Source organism: Methylobacterium cerastii (genome assembly GCF_022179125.1).
GTDB lineage: Bacteria > Pseudomonadota > Alphaproteobacteria > Rhizobiales > Beijerinckiaceae > Methylobacterium > Methylobacterium cerastii.
Genome location: NZ_BPQG01000025.1, coordinates 1 through 16,435 on the forward strand (window position 1 = coordinate 1; position 16,435 = coordinate 16,435).

The window sequence follows — 16,435 nt, forward strand, 5'->3', positions numbered from 1 at the left end:
GTCCGCCTCTGCCGTCCGCCTTTGCGGCCGCGACGGTCAACGCCGCAACCGGCGCATCGGCACCCTCGCGCCGGCCCGTTCACGCGGGCGACCTTAAGGCTGCACCTCGGGCGAGCCTTCGGGGCCAGCTGGCCCGTCCATCAGCGGATGGAGGTCGCGCACCATGGACTTGAGGCGGTCGTCGAGGACGTGCGTGTAGATCTGCGTCGTCGAGATGTCGGCGTGGCCGAGCAACTCCTGCACGATCCTGAGGTCGGCGCCGTTGTGCAGCAGGTGGCTCGCGAAGGCGTGGCGCAGCACGTGCGGGCTGACCTTGTCGGCGCGAAGGCCTGCCGCCTCCGCCGCCGCCTTCAGGTCGCGGGCGAAGGCCTGGCGGGTGAGGTGGCCGCTCTCGCTGTCGGCGGGAAACAGCCATGGCGACTCGCCCGGCGAGGCGGCGAGATGCCCGCGCATCGCGTCGCGCGCCAGCTCGGTCAGCGGCACCAGGCGCTCGCGCCCGCCCTTGCCGCGGACCACGAGGTAGCGCTCGCGAGTGGACGCCGCCGAGCGCGGCAGCGCGATCAGCTCGGAGACGCGCAGGCCTGTGGCGTAGAGCAGTTCGAGCAGGCACAGCATCCGCCGCGCCCGGCGGGCCGGACCTTTCGCCTCGGCCGCATCCGCCGCGTCGGCCTGCGCGCGCGCCACCGCGAGCAGCCGGTCGACCTCGGCCACCGAGAGCACCTTCGGCAGCGTGCGGCCCCGGCGCGGGCCGGCGAGCGGCGCGCTCGGGTCGGATTCGGCCATGCCCTCGGCGTAGAGGAACTTGTGGAAGCCGCGGATGCAGGACAGCCGGCGCGCGGCCGACGCCGGCTTCAGGCCCCGCGGCTCGAGGGAGGCCACGTAGGCGCGAAGGCCCGCCGCCTCGATCTCGGCGAGGTCGAGACCTTCGTCGGCCAGGTAGCCGAAATAGTCGTCGAGGTCGCGCCGGTAGGCCTCGAGGGTGTTCTTCGCGGCCCCGCGCTCGGCGGCCAGCATGTCCAGGTAGGCCGCGATCTCGGGGGGCGTGCGCGGTTCGGGCTCGGGCGGGCGCGCCCGCCTCACCGAGCGCCCGGCTGGAGCTTCGAGGCGGGGATGGCGACGCTCATCTCCCGCGGCGTCGGCGTCACGAAGGTCGCGAGCGCGAACATGCCGGCGAAGACGAGGCCTGCCAGGATCGCGAGGGTGGCGAAGAAACGAAACAGGGTCGGCACAGGGGGCGAACCTCGGGGCACGCGGACGCAAGGGTACGTGGGCCGCAGCGGGAACGGTGCGTGTTTTGCGCTGCGGCACCTCGGGTTGCACCACGCCGCCGCGGCGCTGGCAAGGCCCGCGGAGACACAGCGCGCGCGCGATTCGCGGAGACCACGCGGCGAACGCGCCTGCCCCGAGATACCGGGGGGCAGGGGGACAGGGAGGCGGGCCGCATGGGTGATAACCCCTCGGACTTGGTATATGACCCGGGGCTTCGCCGCCTGCGCGCCCGCACCCGCCGATCCGCCCGTCCGTTGCCAGCTATGCCGAGCCCCTTCAGATGACCACGCCCGAGCCGACGGGCGATCCGATCGAAGCGCGCCTGCGCCGGGCCCTCGGCTCGCGCTCGATCGTGCTCGTCGGCCTGATGGGGGCGGGCAAGAGCACCGTCGGCCGACGCCTGGCGAGTCGCCTGGGCCTGATCTTCAAGGACGCCGACATCGAGATCGAGGCGGCCGCCGGGCTGACCATCCCCGACATCTTCGCGATCTACGGCGAGCCGAGTTTTCGCGACGGCGAGGAGCGGGTGATCTCGCGCCTGCTGCGGGCGGGGCCGCTGGTGCTGGCCACCGGCGGCGGCGCGTTCATGCGCGAGACGACCCGGGCGCGGATCGCGGAATCGGGCGTCTCGGTCTGGCTGAAGGCCGAGCTCGACGTCCTGATGCGGCGCGTGCGCAAGCGCGGCAACCGCCCGCTGCTCCAGACCGAGGACCCGGAGCGGACCATGCGCGACCTGATGGACCTGCGCCATCCGGTCTACGCCGGCTCCGACGTGACCGCGCTGTCCCGCGACGTCGCCCACGACCGCGTCGTGCAGGACGTGCTCGACGCCCTCGACGCCTACCTCAACCCGCCCGACGAGAGCCGCGCGGTCGCCGCGCAGTGAACCCCGCATGACCGATCCGCTCACCGTCCACGTCCCCCTCGACCAGGGGCGCGACTACGACATCCTGATCGGCCGCGGCCTGATCGCCGGCGCCGGCGCCCGCGTCGCGGCTTTGGGCGGCAAGGCGGCGGTGATCGTCAGCGACGAGACCGTGGCGTCGCTCTACGGCGACGCCTTGCGCGCGAGCCTGGAGGACGCGGGCCTGCGCTCGGGCCTCGTCGCGGTGGCGCCGGGCGAGGCCTCGAAATCCTACGCGACCTATGCCGCGGTCTGCGACGGCCTGCTGGCGCACAAGGTCGAACGCGGCGACCTCGTGGTGGCGCTCGGCGGCGGGGTGGTCGGCGACCTCGCGGGCTTCGCCGCGGCGACCCTGCGGCGCGGCGTGCGCTTCGTGCAGGTGCCGACGAGCCTGCTCGCCCAGGTCGATTCCTCCGTCGGCGGCAAGACCGGGATCAACTCGCCGCTCGGCAAGAACCTGATCGGCGCGTTCCACCAGCCCCGCCTCGTGCTGGCCGACACGGCCACCCTCGACACGCTCTCGGAGCGCGAGATGCGGGCGGGCTACGCCGAGGTCGCCAAGTACGGCCTCATCGCCGACGCCGGGTTCTTCGACTGGTGCGAGGCCCATTGGCGCGGGATCTTCTCCGGCGGCCCGGAGCGCGACGAGGCGGTGGCGATCTGCTGCCGCGCCAAGGCCGGCGTCGTGGTCCGCGACGAGCGCGAGGACGGCGAGCGCGCGCTCTTGAACCTCGGCCACACCTTCGGCCACGCGCTGGAGCGGCTTACGGGCTACGAGTCCGCCCGCCTCGTCCACGGCGAGGGCGTCGCGATCGGCTTGGCGCTGGCCTTCCGCTTCTCGGCCCGCCTCGGCCTGTGCCCCGGCCAGGATGCCGGCCGCGTCGCCAACCACCTCGCGCTCGCCGGCCTGCCGACCACGCTCCAGGCCGTGCCCGGCGGCTGCGGCGACGCCGACGCGCTGCTCGACGCCATGGCCCAGGACAAGAAGGTGAAGGACGGCGCGCTGACCTTCATCCTCGCCCGCGGCATCGGCCAGAGCTTCATCGCCCCGGGGATCGAGACCAACGCGGTGCGGGCGTTCCTGCAGGACGAGCTGGGGGCGGCGTGACGCGCCGCGCCGGGCCCGGCACCCTGCGTTAACCGTCCGGGCGCTATCCTGTCGGCCTCGCCGGGTCGGAAGCACTGCACATGCGCGCGTCATCGGGTATCGCCGTGCGCCCGGGCGGCGATGCGGACCTCCGGAGCCTCTTCACGGACGACGCACGCCTGCTGCGCTTCGCCCGGCTCGCGGCTGCCTTCCTCGCCCCCGTGACCCTCGTCCTCGCTTTCGCGGCCTGCGGCTTCGGTCCGGACCCACGGCACAACTGGCTTGGCGACGTCGTCGGCAGCGACCTCTCGCAGGTCTGGGTCGCCGGGGCGCGGGCGCTCGCAGGGCGCGCCGCCGAATCCTACGAGCTGGCGGTGCATCTCGCGAACCTCGCCGCCGCGTTCGGGCCGGAATGCCGCTTCGCGTGGCATTATCCCCCGGTCTTCCTGATTCCGGCGGCGGGGCTCGCCGCGCTCTCGCCGCAGGTCGCGATCCTCGCGTGGATGACGCTGTCGCTCGCCGTCTTCACCGCCGCCACGTTCGTCGCGACCGGGCGGCGCGACGCGGTGCTGATCGCGCTCGCCCACCCGTTGGTGTTCTGCAACCTCACATACGGCCAGAACGGTCTCATCACCGCGGGTCTGCTGACGCTCGGGGCGACGCTCGTCGATCGCCGTCCGTGGCTCGCAGGCCTGTGCTTCGGGCTGGTCGCGTACAAGCCGCAGCTCGCGGCCTTCGCGCCCGTCGTACTGCTCCTGACAGGACGCCGCGAGGCGCTCGCGGCCTGCCTCGGCACGGCGCTCGCCCTGTGCCTCGCCTCCGTCGCGCTCTTCGGTCTCGACCCGTGGCGCAGTTTTCTCACGACGCTGTCTGAGACGGACCGGCTCCTCCTGCGGGATGCCGCCGCGGGCCTCGACATCAACTTCAGCGCCTTCGGCACCATGCGCCTCGTCGGCGGCGGCATGTCTGCGGCATGGGCGTTCCAGGCCGGCGTCACCGGCGCGACCTTCGCCCTCGCGTGGCGGGTCTGGTCCCGCTGCGCGGACACGCACCTGCGCGCCGCGACCCTGCTCGCCTGCGTCCCGATGGCCTCGCTCTACCTGCCGATCTACGACCTCGCGCCGCTGATCCCGGCAACGATCCTGCTCGCCATCGCAGCCCATCGCGCGGGTGGGCTTCGCGGCTACGAGCGGGGGTTGATGATCCTCGCGCCCCTCACCGCCGCGTTCCGGCCGCTCGTCAACGAGACCGGCATCCCGTTCGGCTTCCTCTTCGCCGCCGCGACCCTGCTCTGCGTCGCCGCGCGCGCCCTCCCGGCGATGCCGCCGCGCAAGGTCTCGACGGTCGCGCACCCAGCCTGACGGCGGAGCCGGCTCAGTCCCGCGGCGAGGCCGCGCCCGCGTGAATCTGCGGGGGGATGCGGGCAACGCCCGAGAAATCCCGTATGACGGGGCGGACCCCGCGCCGCGGTCGCGCGGGGTCCGCCAACGCCTGGAACGCAAGCCTCCGAACCATGGAAACCCACACCGACCTCTGGCTGGCCGCGAGCATCGTCGTGATCTCGCTGCTGCTCTCGGCCTTCTTCGCCGGCGCGGAGACCGCCTTCACCGCGGCCTCCCGCGCGCGGATGCACACGCTGGAGGAGGCGGGCGACGCCCGGGCCGGCATCGTCAACCGCATCCTGGCGATCCGCGAGCGCTTCATCGGCGCGATGCTGATCGGCTACAACATCGTCGCCATCGGCGCCTCGGCCTTCATGACGAGCGTGCTGACCGCGATCTTCGGCAAGAGCGGCGTGATCTACGCCACCGTCGGCATGTCGGTGCTGGTCATCGTCTTCGCCGAGGTGCTGCCGAAGACCCTCGCCATCTCGAAGCCGGACAAGGCCGCCCTGCTGATGGCCCGCCCCGTCGCCTTCGCGGTGGCGGTGATGGGGCCGCCCGCGATCGCGATCGAGAGCCTGGTGCGGCTGATGCTGCGTCCGTTCGGCGTCACCATCGGCGACCACCAGTCGATCCTTTCGGCGACCGAGGAGATCCGCGGGCAGGTGGCGCTGCTGCACCGGGAGGGCGGCGTGGCCAAGGCCGAGCGCGACATGCTCGGCGGCCTGCTCGACCTCTCCGACCTCTCCGTCTCCGAGGTGATGGTCCACCGCACCAAGATGCGGATCATCAACGCCGACCTGCCCTCCGAGGAGATCGTGCGCGAGGTGCTGGCCTCGCCCTACACCCGGATGCCGCTGTGGCGCGGCACCACCGAGAACGTCGTCGGCGTGCTGCACGCCAAGGACCTGCTCCGGGCGCTGGACGCGGCCGGCGGCGACGCCTCCGGCCTCAAGGTCGAGGCGCTGGCGCTCGAGACCTGGTTCGTGCCCGACACCACGAGCCTGCGCGACCAGCTCAAGGCCTTCCTCTCGAAGAAGACCCACTTCGCCCTCGTCGTCGACGAGTACGGCGAGGTGATGGGCCTGATCACCCTGGAGGACATCCTCGAGGAGATCGTCGGCGACATCGCCGACGAGCACGACGTCACGGTCTCGGGCGTGCGGCCGCAGGGCGACGGCTCGGTCAACGCCGACGGCGGCGTCCCCATCCGCGACCTCAACCGGGCGATGGACTGGCACCTGCCGGACGAGGAGGCGACCACCATCGCCGGCCTCGTCATCCACGAGGCGCGCGCCATTCCCGACCAGGGAACCGCGTTCAACTTCCACGGCTTCCGCTTCCAGGTCCTGCGCAAGTCCAAGAACCGCATCACCACGTTGCGGATCACGCCGTTGGAGGCCGCCGGCAACAAGCGCGGCGACGGGTAAGGTATCAAAGCCTGAGCTGTCGCGAGGATGCGCGACCGAGAGAGCCGAGCAAGAGGTTGAAGACAAAAAATGCCTAACCTATGATAAGTCCGCTAGGTTTTATGTCGTCGTGGCAGAAGCTTTAGGCGTTATTTATCACCTCGAATAACAATGTTGAAAATCTCGGGACGCAGGGGTGCAGAGGCAGTCCCGACCTCGGAGTGATCTGCGGGATACGGCAAGCCGTCCATGCGTCTCGACATCCCGACCCTCCTGTTGGTGACGTTCGTCCTCACGTTCCTCGTGGGCGTGCTGTTCCTGCTCTCCTGGGTGCAGGCGCGCGGGACGCGCGCGCTTGCGATCTGGGGCGTCGCGCACCTCGGCGGCGCCGTCGCGTCCGGCGGGCTGGCGTTGCGCGGCATGATCCCCGATTGGGTCTCGATCGGCGTCGCCAACGCCGTCATGATCGCGGTGTACGGGCTGATCTGGAGCGGCGTGCGGGCTTTCGAGGGGCGGACGCTGCGCCTCGCCCTCCCGGTACTTGGCGGCGGTGTCTTCGCGGTGGCCTGCCTCGTGCCGGGCTTCTACGAGTCGATCGCGGCGCGGGTCGTCCTGGCCTCGTCCATCGCCGCCGGCTTCTGCGGGGCGAGCGCCTACGAAATCTGGCGCGGGCGCGCGGAACGGCTGGTGTCGCGCTATCCGGCGATGGTCCTGCTCTGCGCCTACGGGCTCTGCTACGCCATCCGGATTCCCGCGGCGCTGATCGCTCCGCTTCCGACGGGACCCGACGCCCTGCAATCGCCCTGGGTGGCGATCCTGTGCTTTGCCGCGATGCTGTTCACGATCGCCATCGCCTTCACGTTCATGGCGCTGACGAAGGAGCGGGCCGAGCGGTCGCAACGGCTCGCCGCGTCGATCGATCCGCTCACCGGCATCGCCAACCGCCGCGCCTTCGTCCGGGAGGCCGAGGCGCTGCTGGCGCGGCCATCGCCGGCTGCGCTGCTGCTGTTCGACCTCGACCACTTCAAGCGCGTGAACGACACCTACGGCCATGCGGTCGGCGACGGGGTGCTGGTGGCGTTCTGCGCCCTGGGACGGGCCCTGCTGCCAACGGAGCGGGTGTTCGGGCGCCTCGGCGGCGAGGAGTTCGCCTGCCTGATCCCGGTGGACGGTCCGGAGGAGGCGCGCCGGGTCGCGGTGCGGTTCGGCCGCGCCTTCGCCGCCCTGCGCCTGCCGACGCTGCCGAACCTTCGGGTCGGCGTCAGCATCGGCCTCGCGGTGAGCCGGCCCGGAGACGCGGATTTCGACGCCCTGATGCGCCGGGCCGACCTCGCGCTCTACCGCGCCAAGCACAACGGCCGCAGCCGCACGGAACTTGCCGACGTGGAGCTGCCGGACGCGCGCCCCGACCGGTCCAAGGCCTGGGCTCAGGCGGCCGAGTAGGCCGCGGCGCCGAGGCGCGTTCGCGCGGCGGCGTATTCGCGTTTGAGCCGTTCGACCAGTTCGGCCACGGGCGGCGCGTCTTCGATGGTCCCGACGCCCTGGCCGGCGCCCCACACGTCGCGCCACGCCTTCACCCGGCTGCTGCCGAAGTTCATCGCGCTCTTGTCGACCTGCGGAAGGCTGTCTGGATCGAGCCCGGCGGCGCGGATGCTCGGGCTGAGGTAGTTGCCGGGCACGCCCGTGAAGAACGGCGTGTAGAGGATGTCGGCCGCCGCGCTCCCGGCGATCATCGTCTTGTAGGTGTCGGCGGCGTTGGCCTCCGCCGTCGCGATGAAGCGGGTGCCCATGTAGGCGAGGTCGGCGCCCATCGCTTGCGCCGCGAGGATCGCGCCGCCCGTGGTGATCGCACCCGACAGGATGATCGGCCCGTCGTAGAACCGCCGCACCTCGCCGAGGAGGGCGAACGGGCTCAGGGTGCCGGCATGGCCGCCTGCGCCGGCGAGACCAGGATCAATCCGTCCACCCCCGCCTCCAGCGCCTTCTCGGCGTGGCGGACGGTGGTCACGTCGTGGAACACGACGCCGCCATAGCCATGGATCGGCCGCACGACGTCGTCCGGCGCCCTGAGCGAGGTGATCACGATCGGAACCTGATGGGTGACGCAGGCGGCGACGTCCCGGGCGAGGCGGTCGTTCGAGGCGTGCACGATCTGGTTGACCGCGAACGGCGCGATCGTCCGGGTCGGCTCCGCCGCCCGCGCCACGGCGAGCGTCGTGGTGATGCGCGTCAGCCAGGTATCGAGCAGTTCGGCCGGGCGGGCGTTCAGCGCCGGGAACGACCCGACGATGCCGGACAGGCATTGGGCGATCACGAGGTCGGGGCCGGACACGATGAACAGCGGCGCGGCGATCACCGGCAGCGCGAGCGTGCCGCGCAAAGCCGCCGGCAGGCGGTCGTCCGATGCGAGAGCCGTCATGCGCCTGGTGCCTATCGATGTCCGATGCCGGATCAAGCGCCGAGGAGACGGCCCGTCAAGACCTCCGATTTCGCCGGTGTGACGGCGCGTACCGCGGGAGCCCGGAACCGGGGCGCGATCATGCTCTCCGCGATCACGCAGGGCATGGTCCGATTCCTGCTGACCGGACCGCAACCAGCCGAACCAGAGGATGCCGACGTGAGCGGGACGACCGACGACACGATCCTCGACGGGCCCGAGGCCTTGCGCGCGCATGTCGGCGCGATCCGGCCGATGGCCGAGCACAAGGTTCTATCCAGGCTCGATCACTTCGCCCGCGACTTCATCGCGCTTTCGCCCTTCCTCGTCCTGGCCTCGATGGACGTGGAGGGACGGGCCGACGCGAGCCCACGGGGCGACGCGCCGGGCTTCGTCCAGATCCTCGACGACGCGACGCTGCTGATCCCCGACCGCCGCGGCAACAACCGCGTCGACAGCTTCGGCAACGTGCTCGGCAATCCAGGCGTCGGGCTGATCTTCTTCGTGCCGGGCATCGACGAGACCCTGCGGGTCAACGGCCGCGCGGCGCTGGTCACGTCGCCGGATCTGCTTGCCCCGATGGCCGCCCAGGGCAAGGTCCCGACGACGGGTCTGCGCGTGACGGTGGAGGAGATGTTCTTCCACTGCGGCAAGGCGCTGATGCGCGCCAAGCTGTGGTCGCCGGCGGTGCGGGTCGAGCGCACGAGCTTCCCGAGCCTCGGCCGCATCCTCGCCGAGCAGGGCGGCACCGTCAGCGTCGCGGACGCCGAGCGGGCCACCGAGGAGGCGTACCGCACGCGGCTGTATTGAGAGGCGGGACCGCCGGGAAAACCGGCGATCCCGCGACGGTCTCATTCGGCTTCGGGGGCGATCGGCTCCAGGCCGCCGATGTGGCGCTGGGCGTAGAGCGGCAGGCCGATCTGGCGGATCAGCTCCTGCTGCGTCTCGAGGAAGTCGATATGGCCTTCCTCGTCCTCGGCCAGGTCCTCGAACAGGCGCTTCGACACCCGGTCGTTGATCGAGTCGCAATACTTGGCGGCCTCGAGGTAGAGCGCGCGCGCCTCGCACTCGGCGGCGAGATCGCAGGCGATGATCTCTTCGACGTTCTGGCCGATCCGCAAGGGATCGAGCTCCTGGAGGTTGGGGAAGCCGTCGAGGAACAGGATCCGGTCGACGAACCGGTCCGCGTGGTTCATCTCCTCGATCGATTCCTTGCGCCAGAACTTGGCGAGGTCGATGTAGCCCCAGTCGTTGAGCATCCGGAAGTGGAGCCAGTACTGGCTCACCGCCGTCAACTCGCTGCGCAAGCCGCGGTTGAGATACTCGATGACCTTGATGTCGCCCTTCATGAAACCCGTTCTCCCCTTGACGCTTGCGAGGGAAAAGCCGGGCCACGCCTCAGGCGGCGATCCCCTCCTCTGCAGGCTGGACCTTTCCCAAACTGCAGCCGGTTGCGCAACCCGTCGCGCAGGCATGGGCCTCGTGTCCCGCCTCGATCGCGGCGCCGGCCAGCGCGTTCTGCATGATCGCGCGGATGGTGCGGGCGCATCGGCCGCATTTCGGGCTGCAGCCGAGGCAGGCGTAGACCTGGGCCGGCGTGCGCGGACAGCCGGGCCCGTCGCCGAGGCACCCGCGCACGGCGCCGTCCGAGAGGACGTTGCAGGAACAGACGATCATACGATCCAAAACCCGATGGTTGGAGGCTCGTTTCCTTCGTCGACCTCGACGCCTGCGAGGCCGGTCACCGTACGCCGTCCCGGCCCTGTCGGACCGCCTTCCAGTTTAGAATTCTTGAAAACTATGCGTTTTCAAGACCTTAGCTTGCGGGCCACATGCCATCCGACGCCGCGCCGGTCAAGGCTTTGGCGATCACGAGCGCACGATCCCATCGCGCGCCAGCGTCTGCGCGGCCCGTCGGCCTACTGCGCCAACTCCTTCAACCCGAGGCGGATGAGCACCTTGGTCTCGGCGCCTTCGCCGGCCGAGCGCAGGGCGGCTGCGATCGCGGCCGAGGCCTGGAGCTGGGCGTAGCCGAGGTTGACCAGCGCCGAGATCGCGTCCGCGACGGGCTGGGGCGCGGAGCGGTTTTCCACCGCGCCGGCCAGCGCGACCAAAGCCGGGTCGAGGGGCGCGAAGGACGGCGCCTTGTCCTTCAGCTCCGCGACGAGGCGGGCGGCGAGCCGCGGGCCGACGCCGGGCGCGCGGGCGATCGCGGTCTTGTCGCCCAGCGCGATCGCCGAGGCGAGCTGCGGCGGCTCCAGCACCGAGAGCAGCCCGAGCGCGACCTTCGAGCCGACGCCCTGCACCGTCTGGAGCAGGCGGAACCACTCGCGCTCGGCGTCCGAGCGGAAGCCGTAGAGCCGGATCATGTCCTCGCGCACATGCGTCTCGATCGAGAGGTCGGCCGGTTCGCCGGCCTTGGGCATGCGCTGCAGCGTGCGCGCCGAGCAATGCACCACGTAGCCGACGCCCTGCACGTCGAGGATGACGAAGTCCTCGCCGAAGGAGTCGACCACGCCCTTGAGCTTCCCGATCATGAGATCCCGATCATCCGCGCGGCGCGTCCCGCTCGATCTGCGCTGCCTACAGAATGCGGCCCCGCGCCGCCATCCACGGCATCCAACGCGGTACGAGCCTTGAGGGCGGCCAAGCTTCGTGAGATCACGGCCCGGAAACCTTCGGTCACAATCACAGGCGATCCCGATGCGCGGACCTCTGCTCCTCCTGGCGTTCGCGCTCGCCCTCGCGCCGGCGCGGGCCGCCGAGACCGCGGCCCCGAGCGCCGACCCGACGCAGGTGCGGCCGGGCGCCTACCGCCTCGATCCCGACCACGCCAAGATCACGTGGTCGCTGAGCCATCTCGGCTTCTCGACCTATTACGGCCAGATCACCGACGTCGCCGGCGACGCGGTGCTCGATCCGAGGGACCCGGCCAAGATCCGACTCACGGTCACGATCGGCACCGACAGCGTCACAGGCGTGAACCCGAAGCTCGACGCGCACCTCAAGGCGCCGGACTTCTTCGACACCGCGAAGTTCCCGAGCGCGACCTTCGTCGCAACCGCGGTCGAGGCGACGAGCCCGACCACGGCGCGGGTCACCGGCGACCTGACGCTGCGCGGCATCACCAAGCCGGTCGCCTTCGACGCGACCTTCAACCAGGCCGGCATCCACCCGGTGGACAAGGCCTACACCGTGGGCTTCAACGGCCGCGCTGTGCTCAAGCGCTCGGATTTCGGCATCGACGCCTACCTGCCGGTGCTCGGCGACGAGGTGGTCCTGCGCCTCGAAGGCGAGTTCAAGGCGGTGAACTGACGGGCTCAGCCGAGCTTGGCCAGGGCCGCCGCGATCCGCGCGGCGCCGGGGCCTGCCGCGCCGGGGGGCGGGTTGGCGCGCTTCAGCGCATGCGCGCCGCGATGGTTGACGTGGGTGATGGCGATGGCCAGCGCGTCGGCCGCATCCGCGACCTTGAACTCGGCCTTCGGCAGCAGGAACCGCACCATCGCCTGGATCTGCACCTTCTCGGCGTGGCCCGAGCCGCAGACCGACTTCTTGATCAGGTTCGCCGCGTATTCGAACACCGGCACGCCGGCCAGCGCCGGCACCAGCAGGGCGATGGCGCGGGCGTGGCCGAGCTTCAGCGTCGCCTGCGCGTCCTTGTTGACGAAGGTCTCCTCCACCGAGACCTCGTCGGGCGAGAAATCCCGCACGATCCGGGTGATGCCCTCGTGCAGCTCGCGCAGGCGCAGCGCCAGCGGCAGGTCGCCGTCCGAGGTGACGACGCCGCAATCGACGTAGGCGAGCTTGGCGCCGGTCACCGTCACCATGCCCCAGCCGGTGCGGCGAAGGCCCGGATCGATGCCGAGGATGCGGATGGGCGTCATGGGCGAGACCTCGGGCGCGGGGCCGGAACGCCACGCCCGCCCTGTGTGAGCACATAGCGTGAACGATCGGTTTCGCCAAACGGTCGCGGGCCGGCACCTTTCGCATTCGGCGCGGCCGAACTACCGTCCGTCGCGCGGGGCGTGACCGGAACCGCGCCGGAGCGATCGAGGGGGCAGGCGGATGAACACCTTCGACTGGCTGGTGCCGACCCTGGCCTTCCTCGCCCCGATGGCGCCGATGCGCCCGGAGCCGCCCAAGCCCTTGCGCGGCAGCGCCTGGGCGGCGGGCATGGTCATCGGCAGCGTCTGCCTGATGATGGTGCTGCCGATGTTCACGATCTGGAGCTTCTGGGGGCCGCACGACTCGTTCCAGACCCGCTGCGAGGCCTCCGGCGGACGCGTGCTGCAGGACCCGGCGGTGGGCGTCGCGCCCTATCGCTGCGACCGCAGCGGGACGGTCTCGCTCCGCTGAGGCCTGAGCCTTACGCCTCGAGCTTGGCCACCAGCGCGTCGGACAGGGCGAAGTTGACGTAGACGTTCTGCACGTCGTCCTGGTCCTCGATCACCTCGACGAGGCGGATCAGCTTCTCGCCGGTCTCGTCGTCGACGTCGATCGTGTTCTGCGCCTTCCAGACGAGGCCCGTGCGGGTCGGCTCGCCGAAGCGGGCTTCGAGCGCCTTCGAGACCTCGCCGAAGGAGTCCTGCGCGCAGGTGATCTCGTGGCCGGCCTCGTCCGAGCGCACGTCGTCGGCGCCGGCCTCGATCGCGGCCTCGATCATCGTGTCGGCGTCGGCCACCGAGGCCGGGAACGCGATGACGCCGACGCGGTCGAACATGAAGGCGACGGCGCCGGTCTCGGCGAGGCTCCCGCCCGATTTGGTGAAGGCCGAGCGCACGTCGGAAGCCGTGCGGTTGCGGTTGTCGGTCTGCGCCTCGACGATCAGCGCGGCGCCGCCCGGGCCGTAGCCCTCGTAGCGGATCTCCTCGTAGGTCTCGCCGTCGGCGCCGGACGCCTTCTTGATCGCGCGCTCGATGTTGTCCTTGGGCACGTTTTCGGCGCGCGCCGCGATGATCGCCGCGCGCAGGCGCGCGTTCATCGCCGGATCGGGCAGGCCGAGCTTGGCCGCCACGGTGATCTCGCGGGCGAGCTTGCCGAAGAGCTTCGAGCGGACGGCGTCCACCCGGCCCTTGCGGTGCATGATGTTCTTGAACTGGGAATGGCCGGCCATGGCGTCGCGCGTTTCTTGGGTGTCGTGGGGATTCTGCGGTTTATACGCGGGCGGAACGCGACGAGGCAACGCGGGCCGCAGGTGGGCTGGACGATCCGGAAAGAACCATCGCCTCGCACGTTGGCCCCCACGATCGCCGTGCATCGCGACGGCCATGGCGAAGGAACGACACGGACGTGACGACCCACCCGACCACCGAACGAAGGTACTGCGCGGAAATGGCCGACGCCTGGGCGAAACGCGAGGATCGCCGCGGCGACGGCACGCGCGATCTCCGGCGTACTGAGAGCCGCCGGTGGCCGAAGCTCGGCTTGGCCGCGGTTCTCGGGCTGGTGGCCGGCGCGACGCTGTTCGCCACGGAAGCGAAAGGCCGCGGCACCCCGCGCTCCCGGCCCACGCGTCGCGACTGACGGCTCAGGCGCTTGCGTGCCAGGCCCGCAGGCCCGCGAGCGTCACCACCCCGTCGGCCCAGGCGACCCCGAACACGTGCCGGTGCGGATGCCCCGGTTCGCCGAGGTCGGACACCGCCGAGAAGGCGCCGTCGAGGCGATGGCTTTCGGTGTAGCGGCTGCGCGTCGCCAGCACCGGCAGGCCGGCGTCGAGCGCCGAGCGGATGCCGGCGGCGGAATCCTCGAACGCGATCGCCTCCGACGGCGCGATGCCGAGGCGGCGGACCGCGAGGTCGAAGATGTCGGAGGCCGGCTTCTTGCGGGCCGCCTCGTCGCCGGAGGCGATCACGTCGAAGGGCCGGTCGCCGGCGGGGAAGTTGACCGCGAGCAGCGTGTCGACGTTGGCGCGGGTCGTCGTGGTGGCGATCGCGAGGCGGACGTCGTCCGCCCGCGCCTCGGCGATGAGCCTGGCGACGCCGGGGCGCAGCGCCAGCGCGCCCTCCGAGACGAGGCCGCCGTAGATCGCGGTCTTGCGGGTGTGGATCTCCGGCATGCGGGCGCGGAGGTCCGCGGCGTCCCCGTGCCGGGTCGCGACGTAGTGGGCGAGCCGTTCCTTTCCGCCCATCACGGTCAGCAGGTCGGCGTAGCAGGCGGAGTCCCAATGCCAGGACAGGCCGAGCTCGGAAAAGGCTTGGTTGAAGGCCTGGCGATGCAGGTCCTCGGTCTCGGCCAACGTTCCGTCGACGTCGAAGATCAGCGCCTTCAGCATGACGACGGCATCAGCATGCGATCGATCCGCCGCCCGCGGCCTCGGCGCCGGCCCGGATCGCGGCGATCCGTTCGGCGTAGCGGTCCGGCCCGTCCTTGAACACCGCGTTGCCGGCCACGAACACGTTGGCGCCGGCCGCCGCCGCGCGGCCGACCGTGTCGGCGTCCACCCCGCCGTCGACCTGGATGTCGATGGCGCGGCCAGCACACATCGCCTTCACGCGCGCCACCGTCTCGAGCGCGCTGCCGATGAAGCTCTGGCCGCCGAAGCCCGGGTTCACCGTCATCACCAGCACCATGTCGACGAGGTCGAGGAGCGGCTCGACCATCGCGGCGGGCGTGCCGGGGTTCAGCGCGATGCCGGCGCGCTTGCCCAAGCCCCGGATGGTCTGGAGCGAGCGGTGGCTGTGCGGCCCGGCCTCGACATGCACGGTGATGCCGTCGGCGCCGGCCTCGGCGAAGGCCGCGAGATAGGGGTCGGCCGGCGCGATCATCAGGTGGACGTCGAAGAACTTCCTGGAGTGCGGGCGCAGCGCCTTCACCACCGGCGGCCCGAAGGTGATGTTGGGCACGAAGTGCCCGTCCATCACGTCGAGGTGGATCCAGTCGCCGCCTGCCGCGTCCACGGCACGGGTCTCCTCGGCCAGCCGCGCGAAGTCGGCCGAGAGGATCGAGGGGGCGATGATGGCCTTCGGCATGGCACGGGTTCCGAATCGCGACGGGGACGTGACCCCTCGCGTAGGCTGATGATGGGTCGGGAAGGCCGGCCTGACCAGCCGGACTTCCGTCTGCGACGATCCGTTCGTTCAGGCGAGTCGCCGCTTGCGCTCGACGAGTTGCATGATGATCGGCGTGAGGATGAGCTGCATCGCCAAGTCGAGCTTGCCGCCCGGGATGACGATCGAGTTCGCCCGACTCATGAAGCTGCCCTCCAGCATCGAACGCAGGTACGAGAAGTCGATGCCCTTCGGGTCCTTGAAGCGGATCACCACCATCGATTCGTCGGCCGTCGGAATCCAGCGGGCGATGAACGGGTTCGAGGTGTCGACGGTGGGCACCCGCTGGAAGTTGATGTCGGTCCACGAGAATTGCGGGCAGATCGTCTGCACGTAGTCCGGCATCCGCCGCAGGATCACGTCGGTCACCGCATCGGTCGAGTAGCCGCGGAACGAGCGGTCCCGGTGCAGCTTCTGGATCCATTCGAGGTTGATCACCGGCACGACGCCGATCTTCAGGTCGGGGTACCTGGCCAGGTCCAGGCTCTGGTCGACGACGCAGCCGTGCAGGCCTTCGTAGAACAGCAGGTCTGAGCCGGGCTCGAAATCCTCCCACTCCGTGAAGCTGCCCTGCGGCCGCCCGTAGCGCGCGGCGTCCTCGACGTCGTGCACGTAGTGCCGGGTCCGGCCGCGCCCGGATTCGCCGTAGGTGCGGAACACCTCCTCCAACTCGGGCAGGAGGTTGGCGCGCGGCGCGAAGTGCGAGAGCGTCGGCTCCGCCGCCATCATCGCGTGCATGGTCTCCCGGTCGAACGCGTGGAAGCCGTCGCCCTCGATGTAGACCGCGGAGACGTCCTCGCGCCGGAAGATCTGCTCGAAGGTGTTGCGCACGGAGGTCGTGCCGGCCCCCGAGGAGCCGGTGACCGAGATGATGGGATGCCGCGCCGACATGGGGGCTACC

The 16,435-nt window shown here is 70.9% G+C and carries 19 protein-coding genes and 1 pseudogene; 9 read left to right on the forward strand and 11 right to left on the reverse strand.

Annotated features, from left to right (window positions below):
• Positions 1-93: 93 nt before the first annotated feature.
• Both MFF13_RS08515 and MFF13_RS08520 read right to left on the reverse strand, forming a co-directional pair.
• A complete protein-coding gene (locus tag MFF13_RS08515) occupies positions 94-1,080 on the reverse strand; it encodes a site-specific tyrosine recombinase XerD (RefSeq protein WP_281407949.1) in 987 nt (328 codons plus the stop codon).
• Positions 1,077-1,229, reverse strand: a complete 153-nt coding sequence (locus MFF13_RS08520; protein ID WP_147752334.1) for a histidine kinase — start codon at positions 1,227-1,229, stop codon at positions 1,077-1,079. The genes MFF13_RS08515 and MFF13_RS08520 overlap by 4 nt, the downstream gene beginning before the upstream one ends.
• A 320-nt stretch (positions 1,230-1,549) precedes the next feature.
• On the opposite strand from MFF13_RS08520, the gene MFF13_RS08525 reads away from it, so the two are divergent.
• The 5 genes from MFF13_RS08525 (at position 1,550) to MFF13_RS08545 (ending at position 7,494) form a co-directional block, all read left to right on the forward strand.
• Positions 1,550-2,155, forward strand: coding sequence for a shikimate kinase (locus tag MFF13_RS08525; RefSeq protein WP_147752335.1), 606 nt, complete (start codon positions 1,550-1,552; stop codon positions 2,153-2,155).
• 7 nt (positions 2,156-2,162) lie between these two features.
• A complete protein-coding gene (aroB, locus tag MFF13_RS08530; RefSeq protein WP_147828511.1) occupies positions 2,163-3,281 on the forward strand; it encodes a 3-dehydroquinate synthase in 1,119 nt (372 codons plus the stop codon).
• A gap of 80 nt (positions 3,282-3,361) precedes the next feature.
• Complete coding sequence (locus MFF13_RS08535) at positions 3,362-4,621, forward strand: glycosyltransferase family 87 protein (RefSeq protein WP_147828512.1); 1,260 nt, start codon at positions 3,362-3,364, stop codon at positions 4,619-4,621.
• Positions 4,622-4,773: 152 nt separating this feature from the next.
• Positions 4,774-6,072 carry an HlyC/CorC family transporter gene (locus tag MFF13_RS08540; RefSeq protein ID WP_147828513.1) on the forward strand — a complete coding sequence of 433 codons (1,299 nt, stop codon included), beginning with the start codon at positions 4,774-4,776 and terminating at the stop codon, positions 6,070-6,072.
• A 228-nt stretch (positions 6,073-6,300) separates the two neighbouring features.
• The gene (locus tag MFF13_RS08545; protein WP_147828514.1) at positions 6,301-7,494 is read left to right on the forward strand and encodes a GGDEF domain-containing protein; all 1,194 of its coding nucleotides are present in this window, start codon (positions 6,301-6,303) and stop codon (positions 7,492-7,494) included.
• On the opposite strand, the pseudogene MFF13_RS08550 reads toward MFF13_RS08545, so the two are convergent.
• A pseudogene (locus tag MFF13_RS08550) lies at positions 7,479-8,470 on the reverse strand (NAD(P)H-dependent flavin oxidoreductase). The gene MFF13_RS08545 and the pseudogene MFF13_RS08550 sit on opposite strands and share 16 nt — an antisense overlap.
• A 198-nt stretch (positions 8,471-8,668) precedes the next feature.
• On the opposite strand from MFF13_RS08550, the gene MFF13_RS08555 reads away from it, so the two are divergent.
• The gene (locus MFF13_RS08555; protein WP_281407950.1) at positions 8,669-9,298 is read left to right on the forward strand and encodes a pyridoxamine 5'-phosphate oxidase family protein; all 630 of its coding nucleotides are present in this window, start codon (positions 8,669-8,671) and stop codon (positions 9,296-9,298) included.
• Positions 9,299-9,339: 41 nt separating this feature from the next.
• Here the strand turns inward: MFF13_RS08555 and bfr are convergent, their stop codons facing one another.
• From bfr to ruvA, 3 genes are all read right to left on the reverse strand, one after another.
• Entirely contained in the window at positions 9,340-9,837 is a 498-nt protein-coding gene (gene bfr, locus MFF13_RS08560; protein WP_147761960.1) for a bacterioferritin, read from the reverse strand.
• 49 nt (positions 9,838-9,886) lie between these two features.
• Positions 9,887-10,165 (reverse strand): (2Fe-2S)-binding protein, encoded by a 279-nt coding sequence (locus tag MFF13_RS08565; protein WP_147752343.1) that lies wholly within the window; start codon positions 10,163-10,165, stop codon positions 9,887-9,889.
• A gap of 242 nt (positions 10,166-10,407) precedes the next feature.
• Positions 10,408-11,025: a Holliday junction branch migration protein RuvA gene (gene ruvA / locus MFF13_RS08570; RefSeq protein ID WP_147752344.1), complete on the reverse strand. Its 618-nt coding sequence runs from the start codon at positions 11,023-11,025 to the stop codon at positions 10,408-10,410.
• 166 nt (positions 11,026-11,191) lie between these two features.
• Between ruvA and MFF13_RS08575 the strand changes: the two genes are divergently transcribed.
• On the forward strand, positions 11,192-11,803 hold the full coding sequence (locus tag MFF13_RS08575; RefSeq protein ID WP_238271881.1) for a YceI family protein: 612 nt from the start codon (positions 11,192-11,194) through the stop codon (positions 11,801-11,803).
• 5 nt (positions 11,804-11,808) lie between these two features.
• On the opposite strand, the gene ruvC is transcribed toward MFF13_RS08575, so the two are convergent.
• Positions 11,809-12,372, reverse strand: coding sequence for a crossover junction endodeoxyribonuclease RuvC (gene ruvC, locus MFF13_RS08580; RefSeq protein ID WP_147752346.1), 564 nt, complete (start codon positions 12,370-12,372; stop codon positions 11,809-11,811).
• 181 nt (positions 12,373-12,553) lie between these two features.
• On the opposite strand from ruvC, the gene MFF13_RS08585 reads away from it, so the two are divergent.
• Positions 12,554-12,844, forward strand: a complete 291-nt coding sequence (locus MFF13_RS08585) for a hypothetical protein (RefSeq protein WP_147761963.1) — start codon at positions 12,554-12,556, stop codon at positions 12,842-12,844.
• Between the two features lie 10 nt (positions 12,845-12,854).
• Here MFF13_RS08585 and MFF13_RS08590 read toward each other — a convergent pair whose 3' ends face one another.
• Positions 12,855-13,601, reverse strand: a complete 747-nt coding sequence (locus tag MFF13_RS08590; protein ID WP_147752348.1) for a YebC/PmpR family DNA-binding transcriptional regulator — start codon at positions 13,599-13,601, stop codon at positions 12,855-12,857.
• Between the two features lie 176 nt (positions 13,602-13,777).
• On the opposite strand from MFF13_RS08590, the gene MFF13_RS08595 reads away from it, so the two are divergent.
• Positions 13,778-14,011: a hypothetical protein gene (locus MFF13_RS08595; protein ID WP_238271883.1), complete on the forward strand. Its 234-nt coding sequence runs from the start codon at positions 13,778-13,780 to the stop codon at positions 14,009-14,011.
• Between the two features lie 4 nt (positions 14,012-14,015).
• Here MFF13_RS08595 and MFF13_RS08600 read toward each other — a convergent pair whose 3' ends face one another.
• The 3 genes from MFF13_RS08600 to MFF13_RS08610 all read right to left on the reverse strand — a co-directional run bounded on the left by MFF13_RS08600 (position 14,016) and on the right by MFF13_RS08610 (position 16,425).
• A complete protein-coding gene (locus MFF13_RS08600; RefSeq protein ID WP_147828518.1) occupies positions 14,016-14,759 on the reverse strand; it encodes an HAD-IA family hydrolase in 744 nt (247 codons plus the stop codon).
• 10 nt (positions 14,760-14,769) lie between these two features.
• A complete protein-coding gene (rpe, locus tag MFF13_RS08605; protein ID WP_147828519.1) occupies positions 14,770-15,456 on the reverse strand; it encodes a ribulose-phosphate 3-epimerase in 687 nt (228 codons plus the stop codon).
• A 108-nt stretch (positions 15,457-15,564) separates the two neighbouring features.
• Positions 15,565-16,425: a phosphoribulokinase gene (locus MFF13_RS08610; protein ID WP_147828520.1), complete on the reverse strand. Its 861-nt coding sequence runs from the start codon at positions 16,423-16,425 to the stop codon at positions 15,565-15,567.
• Positions 16,426-16,435: the final 10 nt, after the last annotated feature.

What these genes read in the sequence shown, in the direction of transcription:
- MFF13_RS08525 (WP_147752335.1), top strand. Translation starts at nt 1,550, where the DNA reads ATGACCACGCCCGAGCCGACGGGCGATCCGATCGAAGCGCGCCTGCGC.
- aroB (WP_147828511.1), top strand. Translation starts at nt 2,163, where the DNA reads ATGACCGATCCGCTCACCGTCCACGTCCCCCTCGACCAGGGGCGCGAC.
- MFF13_RS08535 (WP_147828512.1), top strand. Translation starts at nt 3,362, where the DNA reads ATGCGCGCGTCATCGGGTATCGCCGTGCGCCCGGGCGGCGATGCGGAC.
- MFF13_RS08540 (WP_147828513.1), top strand. Translation starts at nt 4,774, where the DNA reads ATGGAAACCCACACCGACCTCTGGCTGGCCGCGAGCATCGTCGTGATC.
- MFF13_RS08545 (WP_147828514.1), top strand. Translation starts at nt 6,301, where the DNA reads ATGCGTCTCGACATCCCGACCCTCCTGTTGGTGACGTTCGTCCTCACG.
- bfr (WP_147761960.1), bottom strand. Translation starts at nt 9,837, where the DNA reads ATGAAGGGCGACATCAAGGTCATCGAGTATCTCAACCGCGGCTTGCGC.
- MFF13_RS08565 (WP_147752343.1), bottom strand. Translation starts at nt 10,165, where the DNA reads ATGATCGTCTGTTCCTGCAACGTCCTCTCGGACGGCGCCGTGCGCGGG.
- ruvA (WP_147752344.1), bottom strand. Translation starts at nt 11,025, where the DNA reads ATGATCGGGAAGCTCAAGGGCGTGGTCGACTCCTTCGGCGAGGACTTC.
- MFF13_RS08575 (WP_238271881.1), top strand. Translation starts at nt 11,192, where the DNA reads ATGCGCGGACCTCTGCTCCTCCTGGCGTTCGCGCTCGCCCTCGCGCCG.
- ruvC (WP_147752346.1), bottom strand. Translation starts at nt 12,372, where the DNA reads ATGACGCCCATCCGCATCCTCGGCATCGATCCGGGCCTTCGCCGCACC.
- MFF13_RS08585 (WP_147761963.1), top strand. Translation starts at nt 12,554, where the DNA reads ATGAACACCTTCGACTGGCTGGTGCCGACCCTGGCCTTCCTCGCCCCG.
- MFF13_RS08590 (WP_147752348.1), bottom strand. Translation starts at nt 13,601, where the DNA reads ATGGCCGGCCATTCCCAGTTCAAGAACATCATGCACCGCAAGGGCCGG.
- MFF13_RS08600 (WP_147828518.1), bottom strand. Translation starts at nt 14,759, where the DNA reads ATGCTGAAGGCGCTGATCTTCGACGTCGACGGAACGTTGGCCGAGACC.
- rpe (WP_147828519.1), bottom strand. Translation starts at nt 15,456, where the DNA reads ATGCCGAAGGCCATCATCGCCCCCTCGATCCTCTCGGCCGACTTCGCG.
- MFF13_RS08610 (WP_147828520.1), bottom strand. Translation starts at nt 16,425, where the DNA reads ATGTCGGCGCGGCATCCCATCATCTCGGTCACCGGCTCCTCGGGGGCC.